Annotated in this window: 12 protein-coding genes; 10 read left to right on the top strand and 2 right to left on the bottom strand. The window is 70.3% G+C overall.

The window, feature by feature from the left end:
• Window positions 1-9 precede the first annotated feature (9 nt).
• The 8 genes from U4012_RS15225 to U4012_RS15190 all read left to right on the top strand — a co-directional run bounded on the left by U4012_RS15225 (window position 10) and on the right by U4012_RS15190 (window position 12,655).
• Window positions 10-5,013 (top strand): non-ribosomal peptide synthetase, encoded by a 5,004-nt coding sequence (locus tag U4012_RS15225; protein ID WP_321799627.1) that lies wholly within the window; start codon window positions 10-12, stop codon window positions 5,011-5,013.
• Window positions 5,003-6,028 (top strand): GNAT family N-acetyltransferase, encoded by a 1,026-nt coding sequence (locus U4012_RS15220; protein WP_321799625.1) that lies wholly within the window; start codon window positions 5,003-5,005, stop codon window positions 6,026-6,028. Before U4012_RS15225 ends, U4012_RS15220 begins: the two co-directional genes overlap by 11 nt.
• A gap of 34 nt (window positions 6,029-6,062) precedes the next feature.
• Window positions 6,063-7,439 carry a lysine N(6)-hydroxylase/L-ornithine N(5)-oxygenase family protein gene (locus U4012_RS15215; RefSeq protein WP_321799623.1) on the top strand — a complete coding sequence of 459 codons (1,377 nt, stop codon included), beginning with the start codon at window positions 6,063-6,065 and terminating at the stop codon, window positions 7,437-7,439.
• Window positions 7,440-7,485: 46 nt separating this feature from the next.
• Entirely contained in the window at window positions 7,486-9,750 is a 2,265-nt protein-coding gene (locus tag U4012_RS15210; protein ID WP_321799621.1) for a TonB-dependent siderophore receptor, read from the top strand.
• Between the two features lie 86 nt (window positions 9,751-9,836).
• Entirely contained in the window at window positions 9,837-10,676 is an 840-nt protein-coding gene (locus U4012_RS15205; protein WP_124485516.1) for a formyltransferase family protein, read from the top strand.
• Entirely contained in the window at window positions 10,676-11,692 is a 1,017-nt protein-coding gene (locus tag U4012_RS15200) for a GNAT family N-acetyltransferase (protein ID WP_321799618.1), read from the top strand. The genes U4012_RS15205 and U4012_RS15200 overlap by 1 nt, the downstream gene beginning before the upstream one ends.
• A gap of 277 nt (window positions 11,693-11,969) precedes the next feature.
• Entirely contained in the window at window positions 11,970-12,236 is a 267-nt protein-coding gene (gene vapB, locus U4012_RS15195) for a type II toxin-antitoxin system VapB family antitoxin (RefSeq protein WP_044843570.1), read from the top strand.
• Complete coding sequence (locus tag U4012_RS15190) at window positions 12,233-12,655, top strand: PIN domain-containing protein (RefSeq protein ID WP_082088439.1); 423 nt, start codon at window positions 12,233-12,235, stop codon at window positions 12,653-12,655. Before vapB ends, U4012_RS15190 begins: the two co-directional genes overlap by 4 nt.
• A gap of 42 nt (window positions 12,656-12,697) precedes the next feature.
• Here the strand turns inward: U4012_RS15190 and U4012_RS15185 are convergent, their stop codons facing one another.
• Together U4012_RS15185 and U4012_RS15180 are read right to left on the bottom strand one after the other, a co-directional pair.
• Window positions 12,698-13,603, bottom strand: a complete 906-nt coding sequence (locus tag U4012_RS15185) for a nucleotidyl transferase AbiEii/AbiGii toxin family protein (RefSeq protein ID WP_321799614.1) — start codon at window positions 13,601-13,603, stop codon at window positions 12,698-12,700.
• Entirely contained in the window at window positions 13,572-14,642 is a 1,071-nt protein-coding gene (locus U4012_RS15180) for a type IV toxin-antitoxin system AbiEi family antitoxin (RefSeq protein WP_321799803.1), read from the bottom strand. The genes U4012_RS15185 and U4012_RS15180 overlap by 32 nt, the downstream gene beginning before the upstream one ends.
• A gap of 355 nt (window positions 14,643-14,997) precedes the next feature.
• Between U4012_RS15180 and U4012_RS15175 the strand changes: the two genes are divergently transcribed.
• Window positions 14,998-16,161, top strand: coding sequence for a M20 aminoacylase family protein (locus U4012_RS15175; RefSeq protein WP_124485510.1), 1,164 nt, complete (start codon window positions 14,998-15,000; stop codon window positions 16,159-16,161).
• Window positions 16,162-16,409: 248 nt separating this feature from the next.
• Window positions 16,410-16,949 carry an outer membrane protein assembly factor BamE domain-containing protein gene (gene bamE, locus U4012_RS15170; RefSeq protein ID WP_321799611.1) on the top strand — a complete coding sequence of 180 codons (540 nt, stop codon included), beginning with the start codon at window positions 16,410-16,412 and terminating at the stop codon, window positions 16,947-16,949.
• Window positions 16,950-16,975 lie beyond the last annotated feature (26 nt).

The following is a 16,975-nucleotide window of genomic DNA, read 5'->3' as shown; positions in this document are numbered from 1 at the left end:
GGACGACGGATGACGAGGATGCAACCCGACTGGCTCGCACTCGCGACGCGTTTCGCGCAATTGCCCGACGCGCAGCGCGCGGTGTTCATCGACAAGCTCGGCGCGGCCGGCATCGACTTTCGCATGCTGCCGATCCCGCCGCGCACGCCGCGCGGCGACCGTGTGCCGGCATCGTTCGCGCAGACGCGGCTGTGGCTGCACGCGCGGCTGATCGACGCGCCGGACGCGTATCACATCACCGAGCGGCTCGCGCTGACGGGCCCGCTCGACGCGCACGCGCTGCGGCTCGCGTGCGATGCGCTGATCGCGCGCCATGAAGCGCTGCGCACGACCTTCGACGAAGCGGAGGACGGCGTCGCGCAGACGATCCATCCGCCGCTGCGCTGCCCGTGGCGCGAGACCGGTCTCGAAGCGCTGCCCGACGCGCAGCGCATGGCACGCGCCGAAAGCATCGCGACGGCCGACGAAGCCGCCGCGTTCGATCTCGGCGCGGCGCCGCTCATGCGCGCACACCTGATCCGTCTCGACGCGACGCATCACTGGCTCGCGCTGACCGTTCACCACATCGTGTCGGACGGCTGGTCGTCGGACGTGATGCGGTTCGAACTTGCGGCGTTCTATCGCGCGTATGCGTCGGGCGCGCCGGTGCCGCTCGCGCCGCTGCCGATCCAGTATGCGGACTATGCGCTGTGGCAACGCCGCTGGCTCGATGCCGGCGAGCGCGATCGCCAGCTGGCGTTCTGGCGCGAGCGCCTCGACCCGCAACGCGGCGTGCTGACGCTGCCCGGCGCGACCGCACGGCCCGCGCGTCGCAGCGCACGCGGCGCACGTCACGTGTTTTCCCTCGACACACACACCGGTGCGCGGCTGCGCGCGTTCGCGGCCGCGTCGGGCGCGACGCCGTTCGCGGTGCTGCTCGCGGCGCTCGACGCGCTGCTCGCGCGCGCGACCGGCGATGCGCGGATCTGCGTCGGCGTGCCGGCCGCGAACCGCGAGCGCGCGGAAACGGCCGGCCTGATCGGCTTTTTCGTCAACACGCTCGCGATCGATGTCGACGTGCCCGCGCACGGCGATTTCGCGTCGCTGGTCGCGCGCACGCAGCGCGCGCTCGTCGATGCGCAGATGCACCAGGACGTGCCGTTCGAGCAGGTCGTCGACGCGCTCGGCGTGCCGCGTAGCGCCAGCCACCATCCGCTGTTCCAGGTGATGGCCGCGTACGGCGAGCGCCGCGCGCTGCCGGCGCTGGGCGCGGCATCGGCAACCTTGCTGCCGTCCGGCACGCCTTCCGCGAAATTCGACCTGACGCTTGCCGTCGAGGCGACGCCCGACGGCACGTTCGACGCCGCATTCATCTACGCGCTCGACCTGTTCGACGGCGACGCGATCGCGCGGCTGGCCGCGCGCTTCGTCACGCTGCTCGGCGATGCGCTCGCGCGCCCCGACATGCCGATCGGCGATCTCGACTGGCTGCCGGCCGACGAACTCGCACAACTCTTCGCGTGGAATGCGCCGGCACGCGCGGCCGAAGCCGAACCGTTCGTGCCGGTGCACGCACGGATCGCCGCACACGCGCACGCACGGCCCGACGTACGCGGTGTCGCCGACATCGATCGCGCGCTGACGCGCGGCGAGGTCGACGCGCGCGCGGCCCGCATCGCGCGCAATCTCGTCGCGGCCGGCGTGCGGCCCGAGATGCGCGTCGGCGTCGCGCTGCAGCGCTCGGTCGACCTGCTGGTCGCGCTGATCGCGGTGCTGAAGTCGGGCGCCGCGTTCGTGCCGCTCGATCCGGCGCATCCGCGCGAACGGCTCGCGCAGATCGTCGGCGACGCGGGCATCGCGCACGTGCTGACCGACGCCGCGAGCGCCGCGTCGCTGCCCGAGCTACCGGCGCTGCGCGTCTGGCGCGCGGACGAAGTGGACGCGCTCGACGAAGCCGCGGACGTCGCGCTGCCTGACGTGCTGCCCGGCCATGCGGCGTACGCGATCTACACGTCCGGCTCGACCGGCAAGCCGAAAGGCGTGGTCGTCGATCACGCGGCGTTCGCGCGGCATTGCGCGGCGATCGCCGAGCGCTACGGCGCGGGCGAGCACGACGTGTTCCTGCTGTTCCAGTCGGTCAACTTCGACGGCGCGCACGAAGGCTGGTTTTCGCAGTACCTGTCGGGTGCCGCCGTGTCGGTGACGGCCGACGTGCTGTGGCCGCCCGCGCAGACCTGCGCGATGATGATTCGCGACGGCGTGACGATGACCTACGTGCCGCCCGGCTGCGCCGCGCAGCTTGCCGAATGGGCGCTCGTGCATGGCGCGCCGCCGACGCTGCGCTCGCTGACCGTCGGCGGCGAGGCGACGTCGCGCGAAGCCTTCGCGATGTTGCGCCGCGCGATGCCGAACGTGCGCGTGGTCAACGGCTACGGCCCGACCGAGACCGTGATCACGCCGACGCTGTGGATGTTCCGTCCCGGCGACGATCTCGCGACGCTCGGCGACGCCGCGTACCTGCCGATCGGCACGCTGGTCGGCGCGCGCACCGCGCACGTGCTCGACGCGCGGCTGCATCCGCTGCCGGTCGGCGTGATCGGCGAGCTGTACCTCGGCGGCGAGGGGATCGGCGTCGCGCGCGGCTATCTCGACCGTCCCGCGCTGACGGCCGAGCGCTTCGTGCCCGATCCGTACGGCGCGCCGGGCGCACGCCTGTATCGCACGGGCGACCTCGTGCGGCGGCGCGCGGACGGCGTATTCGACTTCATCGGCCGCGTCGATCACCAGGTGAAGCTGCGCGGGCTGCGCATCGAACTCGGCGAGATCGAGGCCCAGCTGGCCGCGCACGATGCGGTGCGCGAAGCGTGCGCGGTCGTGCACGGGCAGGGCGCGCAGGCGCAGCTCGTCGCGTACGTCGAACTGACCGCCGACGCGCAGGCGGCCGCGCAACCGGTGGAGGCCGCGACGCTCGACGCGCATCTGCGCCGCACGCTGCCCGACTACATGGTGCCCGCGCAGCTGATCGTGCTCGACGCGCTGCCGCGCAACGCGAACAGCAAGGTCGATCGGGCGCGGCTGCCGGCGCCGGTGCGCGTCGAACGCGCTTACGAGGCGCCGCACGACGGCGACGAAACCGCGCTCGCGGCGATCTGGCGCGACGTGCTGAACGTCGAGCGCGTCGGCCGCGGCGATCACTTCTTCGAACTCGGCGGCCATTCGCTGGCGGCGGTGCGCGTCGCGACGCGCGTTGCCGAGCGGCTCGGCCGCGACGTGCCGGTGCGCGCGCTGTTCGAAGCGCCGGTGCTCACGCAATACGCGCGCCAGGTGGCCGATGCGCCGCGCGCCGCGCACGCCGGCGCCGCGGCGCCGGGCGTCGCGATGGTGAAGCCCGATGCGCACGGCGTGTGGCCGCTGTCGCCCGCGCAACTCGGCCTGTGGTTCCTGTGGCGCGCGCAGCCGGACAGCGCCGCATACAACATTCCGGTCGCGCTGCGCGTGCGCGGCCCGCTCGATGTCGATGCGCTGCGCGCGGCGTTTTCGGCGGTCGCGGCCGCGCATCCGGCGCTGCGCACGCGGCTCGTCGCGCGCGACGGCATGCTGCCGGGCCAGCGGATCGACGCCGCGGCGAGCGTCGCGCTGCCGGTCGTCGACTTGTCTGCGCAGCCCGACGCGCTCGCGCGCGCGGCGGCGCTGACCGGCGCCGATGCGCTCGCGCCGTTCGATCTCGCGGCCGACGCGCCGCTGTGGCGCGCCCGCGTGCTGCGGCTCGGCGCGGACGATCACGTGCTGTCGGTGACGATCCATCACATCGTGTCGGACGGCGAATCGATCGAGCTGTGGCTCGACGCGGTGCGCGCGCGCTATGTCGCGCTCGTGCGCGGCGAAGCGGCCCGGGCCTCTTCGACGACGACAACGGCGTCAGAAAACACGCCGCTCGTGCTGCCCGCGCCGTGCCAGCCGGCCCGCGTCGCGTACTGGCGCGACGCGCTGGCCGACCTGCCGCCGCCCATGCTGCCGCAGCGCGCCGACGCGCCGGCCGTGCCGCAATGGCGTGCGGCGCGCATCGCGTTCGAGTTCGACGCGTCGCTGATCCGTGCCGCGCGCGATGCCGCGTCGGCGTCGCACGCGACGTTGCCGATGCTGCTGCATGCGGCGCTCAATACCGCGCTGTTCCGCGTGACCGGCGCGGCCGACCAGCCGGTCGGCGTGCTGGCATCGACGCGCGAACTCACGGGTGAAGCCGCACGCGACGCGCTCGGTCTCTTCATCAATTCGGTGGTCGTACGCACGCGGATCGATTCCACGGCCCGCCGCGCGGACGTGCTCGCCCAGGTGCGCGACACGGCGCTCGCCGCGTATGCGCATGCGGACGTGCCGTTCGCCGACGTCGTCGCGGCGCTGCGCGCGCCGCGTGCCGCGCGGGCCAATCCGCTGTTCCAGGTGATGTTCAACTACCTGCGTCCGACCGGCGCGGCCGCACGCGACTGGGCCGGCCTGACGCTCGCCGGCTTCGACGACGTGCGTCATCGCGTCGTGTTCACGCTGGAGCTGGACGTCGTCGAGCATCCGGACGGCCGCGTGAGCGCCGCGTTCTCCTATGCGGACGAACTGCTCGACGGCCGCTTCGTCGATGCGCTCGTCGATCTTTACCACGACGAAGTCGCGCGTTTCGCCGGTGCGGCGCAAGCGCCGCTCGGCGTGCCCGATGCGCTGTTCGCCGCGCCGGCAGCGGTCGCGGTCGCACCGGTCGGCAACGCGACCCATGCGGCGGCGTCATCGCGCGTGCCGAACACGGCTGCCGGGCTCGCCGCGCTGTGGTCGGACACGTTCGCGACGGCCGCGCCCGCGCCCGATGCCGATCTGTTCGAGGCCGGCGCGACGTCGTTCGACGTCGTGCGGTTCGTCGATGCGGCGAGCCGCGCCGGGCACGCGCTGACGGTGGCCGACGTGTTCGCGGCGCCGACGCTCGCGGCGCTCGGCACGCATCTCGACGCAGCGGCGCACACGCGGCTGGAGGTGCGCGATGCTGGCTGAAGTGCGCCCGGACGGATTCACGATGCTCGATACGTACCGCCTCGCGTTCGCGGACGGCTTGTTCGCGGTGCGCGACGGCACGGAGATCCGCGTCGCACAGGGCGACGGCATCGGCGCGCAGTTGCTGCGTGCGCAACTCGGCGACGACGGCGCGCTGCGCCTCGTCGCCTACAACCATCGCGCGGCGCCGGCCGACCAGCGCCGCGCGCTGCTGGCCGCGCTCGCCGCGGCGTTTTCGGACAGCGCGCGCCACGCGGCGATCCGGCTCGACCCGGCCGCATGGCCGGCGGTCGCGCTCGATGCGCTGCGCGCGAGCGGCGTGCTGGCCGACGGCGGCCGGTGCATGCGCGAGGGCTGGGCCCAGCAGGCCGATCTGTGGCGCGTCGGCGCGCATCTGCCGTGCGCGACGCTGCCGATGCTGACCGACGGCCGGCGTCATCCGCGCCGGCCGCCCGCGCCGCGCGGCGACGTGTATGCGCGCGACCTGCCGGCGCTCGGCGTGCGCTTCACGCTGCGCGGCTGGCAGCCGGGCGAGGATGCCGCGCGCCTTGCGCACTGGTTCGACGAGCCGCGCGTGCGCGACGGCTGGCCGGGCGCGCAGCCCGGCGCGCACGGCACGGCGCCCGATGCCGATCCGCACGTGAGCCCGCTCGTCGGCTGCTTCGACGGCGAACCGTTCGCGTACGTCGAGGCGTACTGGCTGAAGGAAGACCCGCTCGCGCCGCACGTCGGCGCGCGCGACTACGACCGCGGGCTGCGGATGCTGGTCGGCGCATCGCGCTGGCGCGGCCCGCATTGCGTGGCGGGCTGGCTGCCGTCCGTCGTGCATTACCTGTTTCTCGACGACCCGCGCACCGAAGCGGTCGGCTGCGCGGTCCCGGCCGGCCGCGCGCGGGTCGTCGATACCCTCGCGCGGCACGGCTTCGCGCGGCAGCGCCGCCTGGCGCTCGCCGACGGGCAGCCGCTGTGGATGCGCACGCTGCGCGAGACCTTCTTCTCCGGCCGTCACGTCTGACGGGCCGGTTTCACCGACAAGGGAGCTGAGAGACATGCAGAGAGAAACCGTATTCGACCTGATCGGCGTCGGCTTCGGGCCGTCGAACCTGGCGCTGGCCGTGCGCCTCGCGGAACGCCGCGGCACGCGTCCGTTCGTGCATTGCTTCGTCGAACGCCAGCCGGAATTCGGCTGGCACCGCGGCATGCTGCTCGACGACTGCCGGATGCAGATCTCGTTTCTGAAGGATCTCGTCACGATGCGCGATCCGAAGAGCCGCTACACGTTCATCAACTATCTGTTCGAACGCGGCCGGCTGAACGAATTCGTCAACCTGAAGAACTTCTATCCGACCCGCGTCGAATTCCACGACTACCTGAGCTGGGTCGCCGGCGCGTTCGACGAGCACGTCCACTACAGCGAAACCGTCACGGCGATCGAGCCCGTTCACGGCGACGGCGCGCGCGTCGATGCGCTGCGCGTGTTGTCGCGCGATGCGGCCGGCCGCGAACGCCAGCGCGTGACGCGTGCGCTGTCGGTCGGCGTCGGCGGCACGCCGGCGGTGCCGGACGCATTCGCCGCGCTCGGCCGCGATCGCGTGATCCATTCGTCGTCCTACCTGACCGACATCGACCGGCTGGTCGCGTCGCCGGACGGCGAGCGCCGCCGCGTCGCGGTGATCGGCGCGGGGCAGAGCGCGGCCGAGGTGTTCATCGACCTCGCGCGCCGCTTCCCGCACGTCGACGCGAGCCTCGTGATGCGCGCGGGCGCACTGAAACCGGCCGACGACAGCCCGTTCGTCAACGAGATCTTCAGCCCGGCGTTCACCGACGTCGTCTATGCGCAACCGCACGACGCGCGCCGCGCGCTGCTCGAGCGCTATCGCGACACCAACTACGCGGTGGTCGACCGGCCGCTGATCGAGCAGATCTACGAAATGCTGTACCTGCAGCGCATCGACGGCACGCCGCGTCACGCGCTGCGCGCGAACAGCGCGATCGAGGCCGCGGTGCGCACCGCCGACGGCCGCATCGAGCTGACGCTGCGCGACCGGATGAACGGCGCGACGCACGTCGAACGCTTCGACGCGCTGGTGCTGGCGACCGGCTACCGGCGCGACACGCATTCGGCGCTGCTCGAAGGACTCGCGCCGCACCTGGGCGATGCGCTCACGCGCGGCGACGTCACGCGCGACTACCTGCTCGCGACGCCCGAGCACTTCGCGCCGCGCATCTACCTGCAAGGCTGCTGCGAAGACAGCCACGGCCTGTCCGACACGCTGCTGTCGGTCCTCGCGCGCCGTGCGGACGAGATCTGTGCGTCGCTCGAGGAAGGGATCGCACCCGGCCATGACGACGGGGCGGTCCGGGCGCTGCATGAACAACGACACCAAAACGGGGCGAGCGCGGGCCGCATGGCTTTCGCTCTTTGACAAAGGCGCGGTCGGAGACCGCATCAAGAAAGTGGAGCAGAGAAAGATGGAGTGGGCAACAGGCACGCGTGTGCGTGCGATCGCAGCCGCGGCGAGCGTGGCGTTCGGGATGGCGGCAGGGCATGCATACGCCCAGACGGCGCCGGCCGTGAACGCAGGTGCCGCGGCGTCGGCCGGCAGTGCGCAGAACGGTGCGGCGGCCAGTGCGGCGGCAAGCACGTCGACCGGCGCGCAGAATGGCTCGACGACCGGCACGCTGCCGGCGATCAACGTCAACGCGGGCTCAGAAAGCGACGGCACGGTCGGGCTCGTCGCGAAGCGCAGCCGGACCGGCACCAAGACCGATACGTCGATCAACGAAATCCCGCAGACGATCAACATCGTCACCGCGCAGCAGATCGAGATGACCGGCGCGACCGACGTGAACGCGGCGCTGCGCTACGTGCCGGGTTTCTCGTCGTACGGCTCGGACAACCGTTCCGACTGGTACGCGGCGCTGCGCGGCTTCACGCCGACCGCGTACGTGAACGGCCTGCAGGTGCCGAACACGCTGAACCTGTCGAGCTGGCGCGTCGATCCGTACATGATCGACAGCATCACCGTGCTGCGCGGGCCGACGTCGGTGCTCTACGGCGCCGGCGACCCGGGCGCGATCATCGACGTGCAGACCAAGACGGCCGACGGCGAGCGCGTGCGCGAAGCCGGCGTGCAGTTCGGCAACTATGCGCGCAAGCAGTTCATGATCGACGTCGGCGACAAGCTCGATGCGGACGGCAAGTATGCGTACCGGTTCGTCGGCGTCGCGCGCGACGGCAACGCGCTGACCGGCCCGAACAACGACCAGCGCGTCGCGCTCGCGCCGTCGTTCCGCTGGCGTCCGGACGCGGACACGTCGCTGACGCTGTCCGCCACGTACCTGCAGGACTGGGGCGACATCTCGTCGAACTTCCTGCCGGCGCAAGGCACGGTGCTGCCGAACCCGAACGGGCAGCTCGACAAGGACGTCTACGGCGGCGATCCGGATTTCAACTACTACCGCAAGAAGCAGTGGTCGCTCGGCTACCAGTTCGAGCGGAATCTGAATTCGATGTGGACGTTCCGCCAGAACGTGCGCTGGATGCACCTGTCGCTCGACAACGGCTCGGTGTTCGGCGCGGGCTTCGCGGACGGCAGCCTGACCGACATCAACCGCTGGGCCGGCGTGTTCCAGACGAACTACAGCCGCTTCGACATCGACAACAACCTGCAGGGCCGCTTCGGCACGGGGCCGCTCGAGCACACGCTGCTGCTCGGCTTCCAGTACAACCGGCAGACCGCGACCGACAGCGAATGGCTGGCCGCCGCGCCGACGCTGAACATCTACAACCCGGTCTACACGCCCGTCACGCTGTCCGTGTTCTCGCCGCCGAACACCACGTACCGTACCAACACGTACACGACGATGAACACGTTCGGGCTGTACGTGCAGGACCAGGTCAAGTGGAACCGCTGGACGCTGACGCTCGGCGGCCGCGAGGACTGGGTCAACCAGCGGATGGACGACCGCGAGGGCGGCACGCAGTCGAAGGCCGACATCAGTGCGTTCACCGGCCGCGTGGGCCTCACCTACCAGGGCGACTACGGGCTGTCGCCGTACGTCAGCTACGCGACGTCGTTCAACCCGCTGATCGGCGTGAACCTGTACGGCGGCGGCCTGCCGCAGCCGACCCGCGGCAAGCAGATCGAGGCCGGCCTGCGCTGGCAGCCGCCCGGCAAGAACCTGATGCTGAGCGCGGCGATCTACCAGATCAACCAGACCAACGTGCTCACGTCGACGCCGCTCAATCTCGATTCGTCCGGCACGACGTCGGTCCAGACGGGCGAAGTGCGCTCGCGCGGGATCGAGCTGAACGCGACCGGCAAGCTCACGCGCAACCTGTCGCTGATCGCGTCCTACGTCTACCAGGACGTGAAGAACGTGAAGGCGAACGACGCATCGCTGAACAACTGGCCGGTCGACATTCCGCGACCGCGCCAGATGGCGTCGCTGTGGGCCGACTGGACGTGGCACACGGGGCCGCTCACGGGCTTCGGCCTGGGCGGCGGCGTGCGTTACCAGAGCGCGTCGGCCGGTGCGGCCGACAACTCGCTGACGGTCGCGAGCTACACGCTGTTCGACGCGGGCGTGCACTACGACACGCGCAACTGGCGCTTCGCCGTGAACGGGACGAACCTGTTCAACCGCCACTACATCAGCGGTTGCCAGTCGACGAGCGTCTGCATTTTCGGGACCGACCGCACGGTGCTCGCCACCGCGAAATACAACTGGTGACGCCGCGCGCCGCGGCGCGCCGGCCGGCCTTCGGGCCGGCGCGGGCGGGCCGCGGCGCCGTCGTCCGTTTTTTCCACGACGCCTCCATGCCGAAGAAAAATCTCGTCTACATCCAGTCGCTGCGCAACGGCGCGGCCGATCGCGCCGGCCAGCCGGTCGCCTACCGGGGCGGCACGCGCTACATGAAGGCGCCGCTCGAATTCCTCGTCGAACGCCTGAACGACTCGCCGCTCGGCGAACGCTATGCGCTCAAGGGCGTGATCGTCGACGACGACGCAGGCTCGCCGGCCGACCGCGCGAAGGTCGCCGACTACGGCTTCGCGCGCACGCCGGGCCGCCCGTGGATCCTGCCCGACGGGCTGACGGTGCAGGGCCGGCCGGTCGACGAACTGTTCTGCACGATTGCATCGACGTACCGCCGGCTGCCGCGCGACGCGCGCGAGCGCGTGACGGGCAAGCAGGCGTTCGAGCGCCGCCTGCTCGAACGCCTGCTCGAACTCGACGCCGACGTGGTCGTGCTCGACGGGCTGCTCGTGATCCTCGACGAGCTCGTGCGTCCCGGCGCGCGCTTTCACCGCCGCATCGCGAACATCCACCCCGGCATTACGGCCGACGCTTCGCCGTACCAGCGGCGCGGTGCGTGGGCGACGCTCGACGCGCTGCACGGCGCGCGCGGCGAACGGGTCGACTGGGCGAGCGGCGCGACCTCGCGCGTCGAACCGGTGACGATGACGGGCGCCTCGTTCCACTACGTCGACAACGGCATCGATTCCGGCGAGGTGATCTGCGACGTGCTCGACACGCCGATCGCGCCGGACGACACGATTCTCGAACTGCGCTGGAACAACTTCCAGCGCAGCCTGTTTCCGGCGCTCGAGCGGGGGCTGCACATCCTCGCCGACCGCCACGACGCGGGAGCACTGTGATGGAAGACACGCTGACGAAACCGGCCAACGCGGCAGACGCGGTCGAAGGCGAGGTGGCCGCGGCACTCGACGGCGCCGCGCACGGGCACGAGCCGCCCGCCGTCGAGCGCACGCTCGACGCGTGGCGGCCCGGCGATCCGCCGGCGGCGCTGCTCGCGGAATTTGTCGCGCTGTTCAACACGGACACGCGGCACGACGCGGCGACGGTGTCGGTGCCGCTCGGCGGCGCCGATCCGGCGGCCGTCGCGTCGTACGTCGCGCGCGCGGTGCGCGAAGGCGTGATCGACGGCGCGCGGATCGCGGGCGACCGGCTGCGCGTCACCGCATCGCGCGCGACGTTCTGGCAGAACCCGCGGCCGTGGCTGAAGGCCCCCGCGTCGGGCGGGATGCCGCTGCGCTACACGATCACGAACGGCCACCGGCACCCGGTGCGGCCGCCGTCGCCGGCCGGCGAGATCTATGCGCGCTACATGCCGCAGGTCGGGATGACGTTCAGCCTGCGCACCGTCGACATCGCTGCACATGCGCAGCTGTTCAGCGACTGGATGAACCTCGATCGCGTCGCGCATTTCTGGGATCAGCGCGGCACGCTCGACGAGCACGCCGCGTATCTCGCGGAGCGGCTCGCCGATCCGCACATGCATCCGATGATCGGCTATTTCGACGACACGCCGTTCGGCTATTTCGAGTTCTACTGGGCGAAGGAGGACCGCCTCGCGCCGTTCTACGACGCGCACGACTACGATCGCGGGCTGCACCTGCTGATCGGCGACTCGCGCTTCCAGAGCGCGGGCAAGCTGCATGCATGGTGGAGCGGGGTGCTGCACTACATGTTCGTCGACGAACCGCGCACGCAGCGGCTCGTTGGCGAGCCGCGCGTCGATCACGTGCGGCATATCGCGTACATGCACCGGCTCGGGTTCCATACGTTGAAGGAGTTCGATTTCCCGCACAAGCGCGCGGCGCTTACCGTGATGGAGCGCGAAACATTCTTCGACACTTTCCGGTTGCCGTGACGGGGACGGGGGCGCGAAGTGTCGATTCGTCGAAACGTCGATTCGCAAGCGTCGACGTTTCGCGCGGCTTGCAGGGGGCGCGCATCGGCCGTTCGGGATATGGATCGGGTGGGCGGCATGAGGAAGAATGGTCGCTCCCTCATCGCAGACAGGTCGTGACGACATGGCAAGCACACCCGCGACAGCATCAGGCGCGATCCCGCATCCGCGCCGCCCGATATTGACATATGCCAGCATATGCCTAGAATGGACGCATCGTACTCCCTTGGAGTGGCTCATGCGCACCGTTTCCATTTTCAAGAACGCCCGTAACCAGGCAATCCGCATCCCGAAGGACATGGAATTCGAGGGGGTGACGGAACTCGAGATCCGCCGCGAGGGCGACACGCTGCTGCTGCGGCCGGTGCGGCCGACGTGGCTGTCGCTCGCGAGTGAACCGCTGGCCGATGCCGACTTCCTCGTCGAGCGCCCGGCCGTCGTCGAGTCCGGCCGTTTCGACTTGTCCGGCGCCGATGACGCCGCACCGACGGAGTCGGGCCGGTGACCACGCTCTACATGCTCGATACGAACATCTGTTCGTTCATCATGCGCGAGCGACCGTCCGTGGTGTTGTCCCGGCTGCAGTCGTGCGTCAATGCGCAGCACCGGATCGTCGTGTCGGCGATTACCTATGCGGAAATGCGGTTCGGCGCGGTCGGCAGAAAGGCATCGCCGAAGCATGCGGAACTCGTGACGGCCTTTGTCGCTCGGCTGGACGGCGTGCTGTCGTGGGATACCGCGGCGGTCGATGCAACGGCGGCGATTCGCGCCGACCTCGCCGCGCGCGGCACACCGATCGGCGCAAACGATGCGTCGATCGCCGGTCACGCGATCGCGGCCGGTGCCGTGCTCGTCACGAACAATCGTCGCGAGTTCGGCCGCGTCGCGGGGTTGTCGCTCGAAGACTGGGCGGCCTCGGCCTGAGGTCGTGAATGCGCGATGGCGTGGCGCCCGCGCGGTCGCACGTCACACGCGAGGAACAGGCGGATCCGCGAGGAAGGCGCTGCGAAACGCGTCGAGATACCGGTCGGCGTCCGCGCTGAATTCCCCCGGCAGCAGCGCGAACGCGCGGGCCTGCAGATCCTGCCCGAGCGTCGCGTAGATTGCTTCGTCGGACAACAGCGCGCGGATCGCATCGTACGTCGGCGGCGAAGCAATCCGCTGCGCATCACGCGCCAGCAGCGCAGCCGCCGCCACCTCAGGCTGGAAACCGTGCTGCTCGAGCAGGTCGGGCGCCACGTCCCAGATGCGCTCGCGATTGCCTGCGTCGTGGAAATGCGTGAGCAGGAACAACAGGTCGTACGCGTCGCTGTTCTGGCGCGCGCGCCGGTCCTTCCACGCGAGCAACTTCAACAGCGCAAGGGCCGGCAGGCTCGCCACCGGCACCGCGACGTCGGCCGCGATCGACACGACCAGCGCCGTATCAATCGCCTCCTGAAAGCCCAGCACATTCAACACGAAATCGCCGCCAGGCGGCCACGCGATTTCGCCGGGCGGCGTTTCGAGCGGCCCGAACGGCACGAGATCGAGTTCCGTGCGAAAGCCTTGCGTCCCGCTGTCGAACAGCAGTTTCTGCTGATGCTTCGGCGCACGCGCGAATCGCCCGGTCGCGACGAGCGCGTCGACGAGCCGTTCGTGAAACGGCCAGCTCACCGCGCACACCGCGACGTCGACGTCCCGCGTCGCACGCACCGGGCGGATGCCGTGGACATGCCACGTCAGGATGTCGCGCGCGGTCGCACCCGCGACGACGAATGCCGCGTCGAGCTGCGCGCAGGCCGCGCGGACCGCCTGCAGCAGCGCGACCGCCGCCGGCTCGAGCGGCCGGCGCGCGTCGACTTCAAGCGGGCGGGCGGGCGAGGTATCGGTCATGGATGTGTTCGGCGGCGGCGAGATTGCGACTGTCCCCGGACGAGACGAGATCCGCGTAGATCAGCAGCGGCGGCACGAGCGGCACGTCCTGCTCGCGCCAGTCGAGCGCCGGCGACGGCGGCCAGAAGGCTTCGAGCAGCTCGACGTCGCCACGCTCGTCCGGGCGCAGGCGTGCCTGGAGCAGCAGGCGGTTCGACACGGCGCCATGCGTATAGACGGTGATCGCGGCCGGCTTCAGGTCGTGCGTCAGCAAGTCGGCCGCGGGTTCGCCGCCCAGCCGCGCGTCGAATGCCGCGAAATCGAAGCCGCGCCACCAGTCGGGCGCGAGCGCGGCAAACCGCCGGGCGGGCAGTTTCGCGCGCAGGCGGCTCGGATACAGCGCGACCCATTCCTGCATGAAGCGCGGCCAGTCGGGCATCAGCCGTTCGCCGTTGCGCCGCTGTGCGAGAAGGCCGCGCGCGAGCAGGTCGTCCATCGCGAGATTGACCGTGCCGAGCGCGACGCCCGACGCGGCAGCGATCGCCCGGTACGGTTGCGCGACGAGGCCCGGCTGCGTCGCGAGCGCGAACATCACGGCCAGCCCCTTGGGCGTCGTCGCGCGCGATGCCTGCCGGCGCGGCGTGCGGGCGGGTTTCGGCCGGCCGGAAATCATCACGGTCGCTTCCGGCTGGATCAGGCACGCATTGCCGGCCGTATCGAGAAACGGGATGCCTTGATCGGTCAGGCGGGCGGCCAGCTCGACCGATACGTACGGCGCAACCAGCATCAGCGGCCGCTCGCCGGGCAGCGGGGCGCCGCCGCGCCGGCGCAGCGCCGCGCGTGCGTCCTGCACCGATTCGACCCCGACGCTCACCGCCGCCGGCATCTCGAAGGCCTGCCCGGCAATGGCGAAACGGATCATCGCGTCGGCATGCGCGTCATAGGCGGCCGGCACGCGCACGGGCCGCGCACGGAAGCGCCGGGTCGCGCGTTCGAACGCGGCGCAGGCTTCGTCGAGCACGTGCTGTTCCGCTATCGGCAGGGTGGCGTTCTCGGGCATCGGGGTGGATCGCTTGTTCACTTTTCTGCCAGCGTACACAAAAAATGTACAACCGTCAAAAAATGAACAAGAACGCTCAACCCTTTGATGGGACGGGATTATTCCGGAATGACGAACGGAACTCAACGTGCACTCCCACCCGAGAAATCAAGACGAACTCGCAGTGTCCCGCATCCCGATGCGTGGCCGGCAGTCGCCCGAATGGCCGGTTTCCTCCCGCCGTGCGATTCGTCTTGTGCCGGAGGATAGACCGGCAACTCAAGGTTGTCTCAGCGACGACTTTCTGTCTGTCCGGTTGCCGCTCAACCGACTATCCTTGCCTGCACATTCCCCACGGAACCCAGGAGACGACACCGTGACGCACAGCGTGATCCCCGCAGGCCTCGCCGACGAAATGATCGAGATCCGGCACCGCATTCATGCCCACCCCGAACTGGGCTTCGAGGAATTCGCGACGAGCGATCTCGTCGCCGGGCAGTTGCAGGCGTGGGGCTACACGGTGCAGCGCGGGCTCGGCGGCACGGGCGTCGTCGCGCAGCTGAAGGTGGGCAATGGCACGCAGCGCCTCGGCCTGCGTGCCGACATGGATGCGCTGCCGATCCACGAGTCGACCGGCCTGCCGTACCAGAGCACAATCCCCGGCAAGATGCACGCGTGCGGTCACGACGGCCACACGGCGATGCTGCTCGCGGCCGCGAAGCACCTGGCGCGCGAGCGCCGCTTTTCCGGCACGCTGAACCTGATTTTCCAGCCGGCCGAGGAAGGGCTCGGCGGCGCGAAGAAAATGCTCGACGACGGGCTGTTCGAGCAGTTCCCGTGCGACGCGATCTTCGCGATGCACAACATGCCGGGCTTCCCGACGGGCAAGTTCGGCTTCCTGCCCGGGCCGTTCATGGCGTCGTCCGATACCGTGACCATCGACGTGCAGGGGCGCGGCGGCCACGGCGCGGTGCCGCACAAGGCGATCGACCCGGTCGTCGTGTGCGCGCAGATCGTCATCGCGCTGCAGACGATCGTCTCGCGCAACGTATCGCCGCTCGACATGGCGATCGTCACGGTCGGTGCGATCCACGCGGGCGAGGCGCCGAACGTGATTCCCGACCGTGCGCAGATGCGCCTGTCCGTGCGCGCGCTGAAGCCCGAGGTGCGCGACCTGCTCGAGACACGCATCAAGGAAGTCGTTCATGCGCAGGCGGCCGTGTTCGGCGCGACCGCGACGATCGATTACCAGCGTCGCTATCCGGTGCTCGTCAACGATGCGGAGATGACCGCGTTCGCACGCGGCGTCGCGCGCGGGTGGGTCGGCGAAGCGAACCTGATCGACGGGATGGTGCCGCTCACCGGCAGCGAGGATTTCGCATTCCTGCTCGAGAAGCGGCCGGGCTGCTACCTGATCATCGGCAACGGCGACGGGGAGGGCGGCTGCATGGTGCACAACCCCGGCTACGACTTCAACGACGCGGCGCTGCCGATCGGCGCATCGTACTGGGTCAAGCTGGCGGAGACCTTCCTGGTGTGACGCCGCGGCGCATCGACGTGGGCACCGCCGCCCGGTGCACGCCCGCGCGGCCATGACACCGGCCGCACGGGACGCATTGGAAACGCGCCAAAGGCGCTACACAAGAGCTACCGCAAACCCCCGCCCAGGCTCCTGTTCCATTGGAAAGCGCTCACGCGAATTTGACGCTCCTTGACATCGACGGCACGGGCCGCGTGCTACGCTGCGCGCGACGCCGGATCGGCTCGATGAATACAGGTGTGGACGACATGCGAAAACAGTTTCTGACCGTGCTGACGGCTTGCGCGGTCGGCGTTCTGGCGGCCGGATGCGACGACCAGAAGGTGGCTGACGCGGTGAATGCGATCAAGCCCGATCCAATGGCGTTCGGCAATCTGCAGCCGGGCGTCTCGACGACCGAGGACGTGCTGCGCCAGGCGGGCAAGCCTGAGATGGTCCGGCAGGGCGACGACGGCTCGCAGCGTTTCGAGTATCCGCGCGGCCCGTACGGCACGAGCACGTACATGCTCGATTTCGGGCCCGACGGCAGGCTCGTGTCGATCACGCAGGCGCTGACGGCGGCGAACATCGCGAAGGTCGTGCCGGGGATGTCGAAGGACGACGTACGGCAACTGCTCGGCAAGCCGACCGAGGTCGCGCAATACGCGTTGAGCCATGAGGAAGTGTGGAGCTGGCACTGGGCCGAGGGCGGCGTATCGGGCGACGCGATGTTCAACGCGCATTTCTCCCCCGACGGCACCGTGATCCGGACTTCGCGCTCGGAAGCGCCGGGCCGCGAAAAACCCTGACCGCGCAGCCGCGCGGTGTCCCGGGG

The sequence above is a fragment of the Burkholderia sp. BCC1988 genome (genome assembly GCF_905339895.1).
In the GTDB taxonomy this organism is placed as follows: Bacteria; Pseudomonadota; Gammaproteobacteria; order Burkholderiales; family Burkholderiaceae; genus Burkholderia.
Note: the sequence above shows the minus strand (reverse complement) of the source record. Positions and strands in the feature narration are given on the sequence as shown.

What these genes read in the sequence shown, in the direction of transcription:
- U4012_RS15200 (WP_321799618.1), top strand. Translation starts at nt 10,676, where the DNA reads ATGGAAGACACGCTGACGAAACCGGCCAACGCGGCAGACGCGGTCGAA.
- bamE (WP_321799611.1), top strand. Translation starts at nt 16,410, where the DNA reads ATGCGAAAACAGTTTCTGACCGTGCTGACGGCTTGCGCGGTCGGCGTT.
- U4012_RS15210 (WP_321799621.1), top strand. Translation starts at nt 7,486, where the DNA reads ATGGAGTGGGCAACAGGCACGCGTGTGCGTGCGATCGCAGCCGCGGCG.
- U4012_RS15205 (WP_124485516.1), top strand. Translation starts at nt 9,837, where the DNA reads ATGCCGAAGAAAAATCTCGTCTACATCCAGTCGCTGCGCAACGGCGCG.
- U4012_RS15225 (WP_321799627.1), top strand. Translation starts at nt 10, where the DNA reads ATGACGAGGATGCAACCCGACTGGCTCGCACTCGCGACGCGTTTCGCG.
- U4012_RS15220 (WP_321799625.1), top strand. Translation starts at nt 5,003, where the DNA reads ATGCTGGCTGAAGTGCGCCCGGACGGATTCACGATGCTCGATACGTAC.
- U4012_RS15215 (WP_321799623.1), top strand. Translation starts at nt 6,063, where the DNA reads ATGCAGAGAGAAACCGTATTCGACCTGATCGGCGTCGGCTTCGGGCCG.
- vapB (WP_044843570.1), top strand. Translation starts at nt 11,970, where the DNA reads ATGCGCACCGTTTCCATTTTCAAGAACGCCCGTAACCAGGCAATCCGC.
- U4012_RS15185 (WP_321799614.1), bottom strand. Translation starts at nt 13,603, where the DNA reads ATGACCGATACCTCGCCCGCCCGCCCGCTTGAAGTCGACGCGCGCCGG.
- U4012_RS15180 (WP_321799803.1), bottom strand. Translation starts at nt 14,642, where the DNA reads ATGCCCGAGAACGCCACCCTGCCGATAGCGGAACAGCACGTGCTCGAC.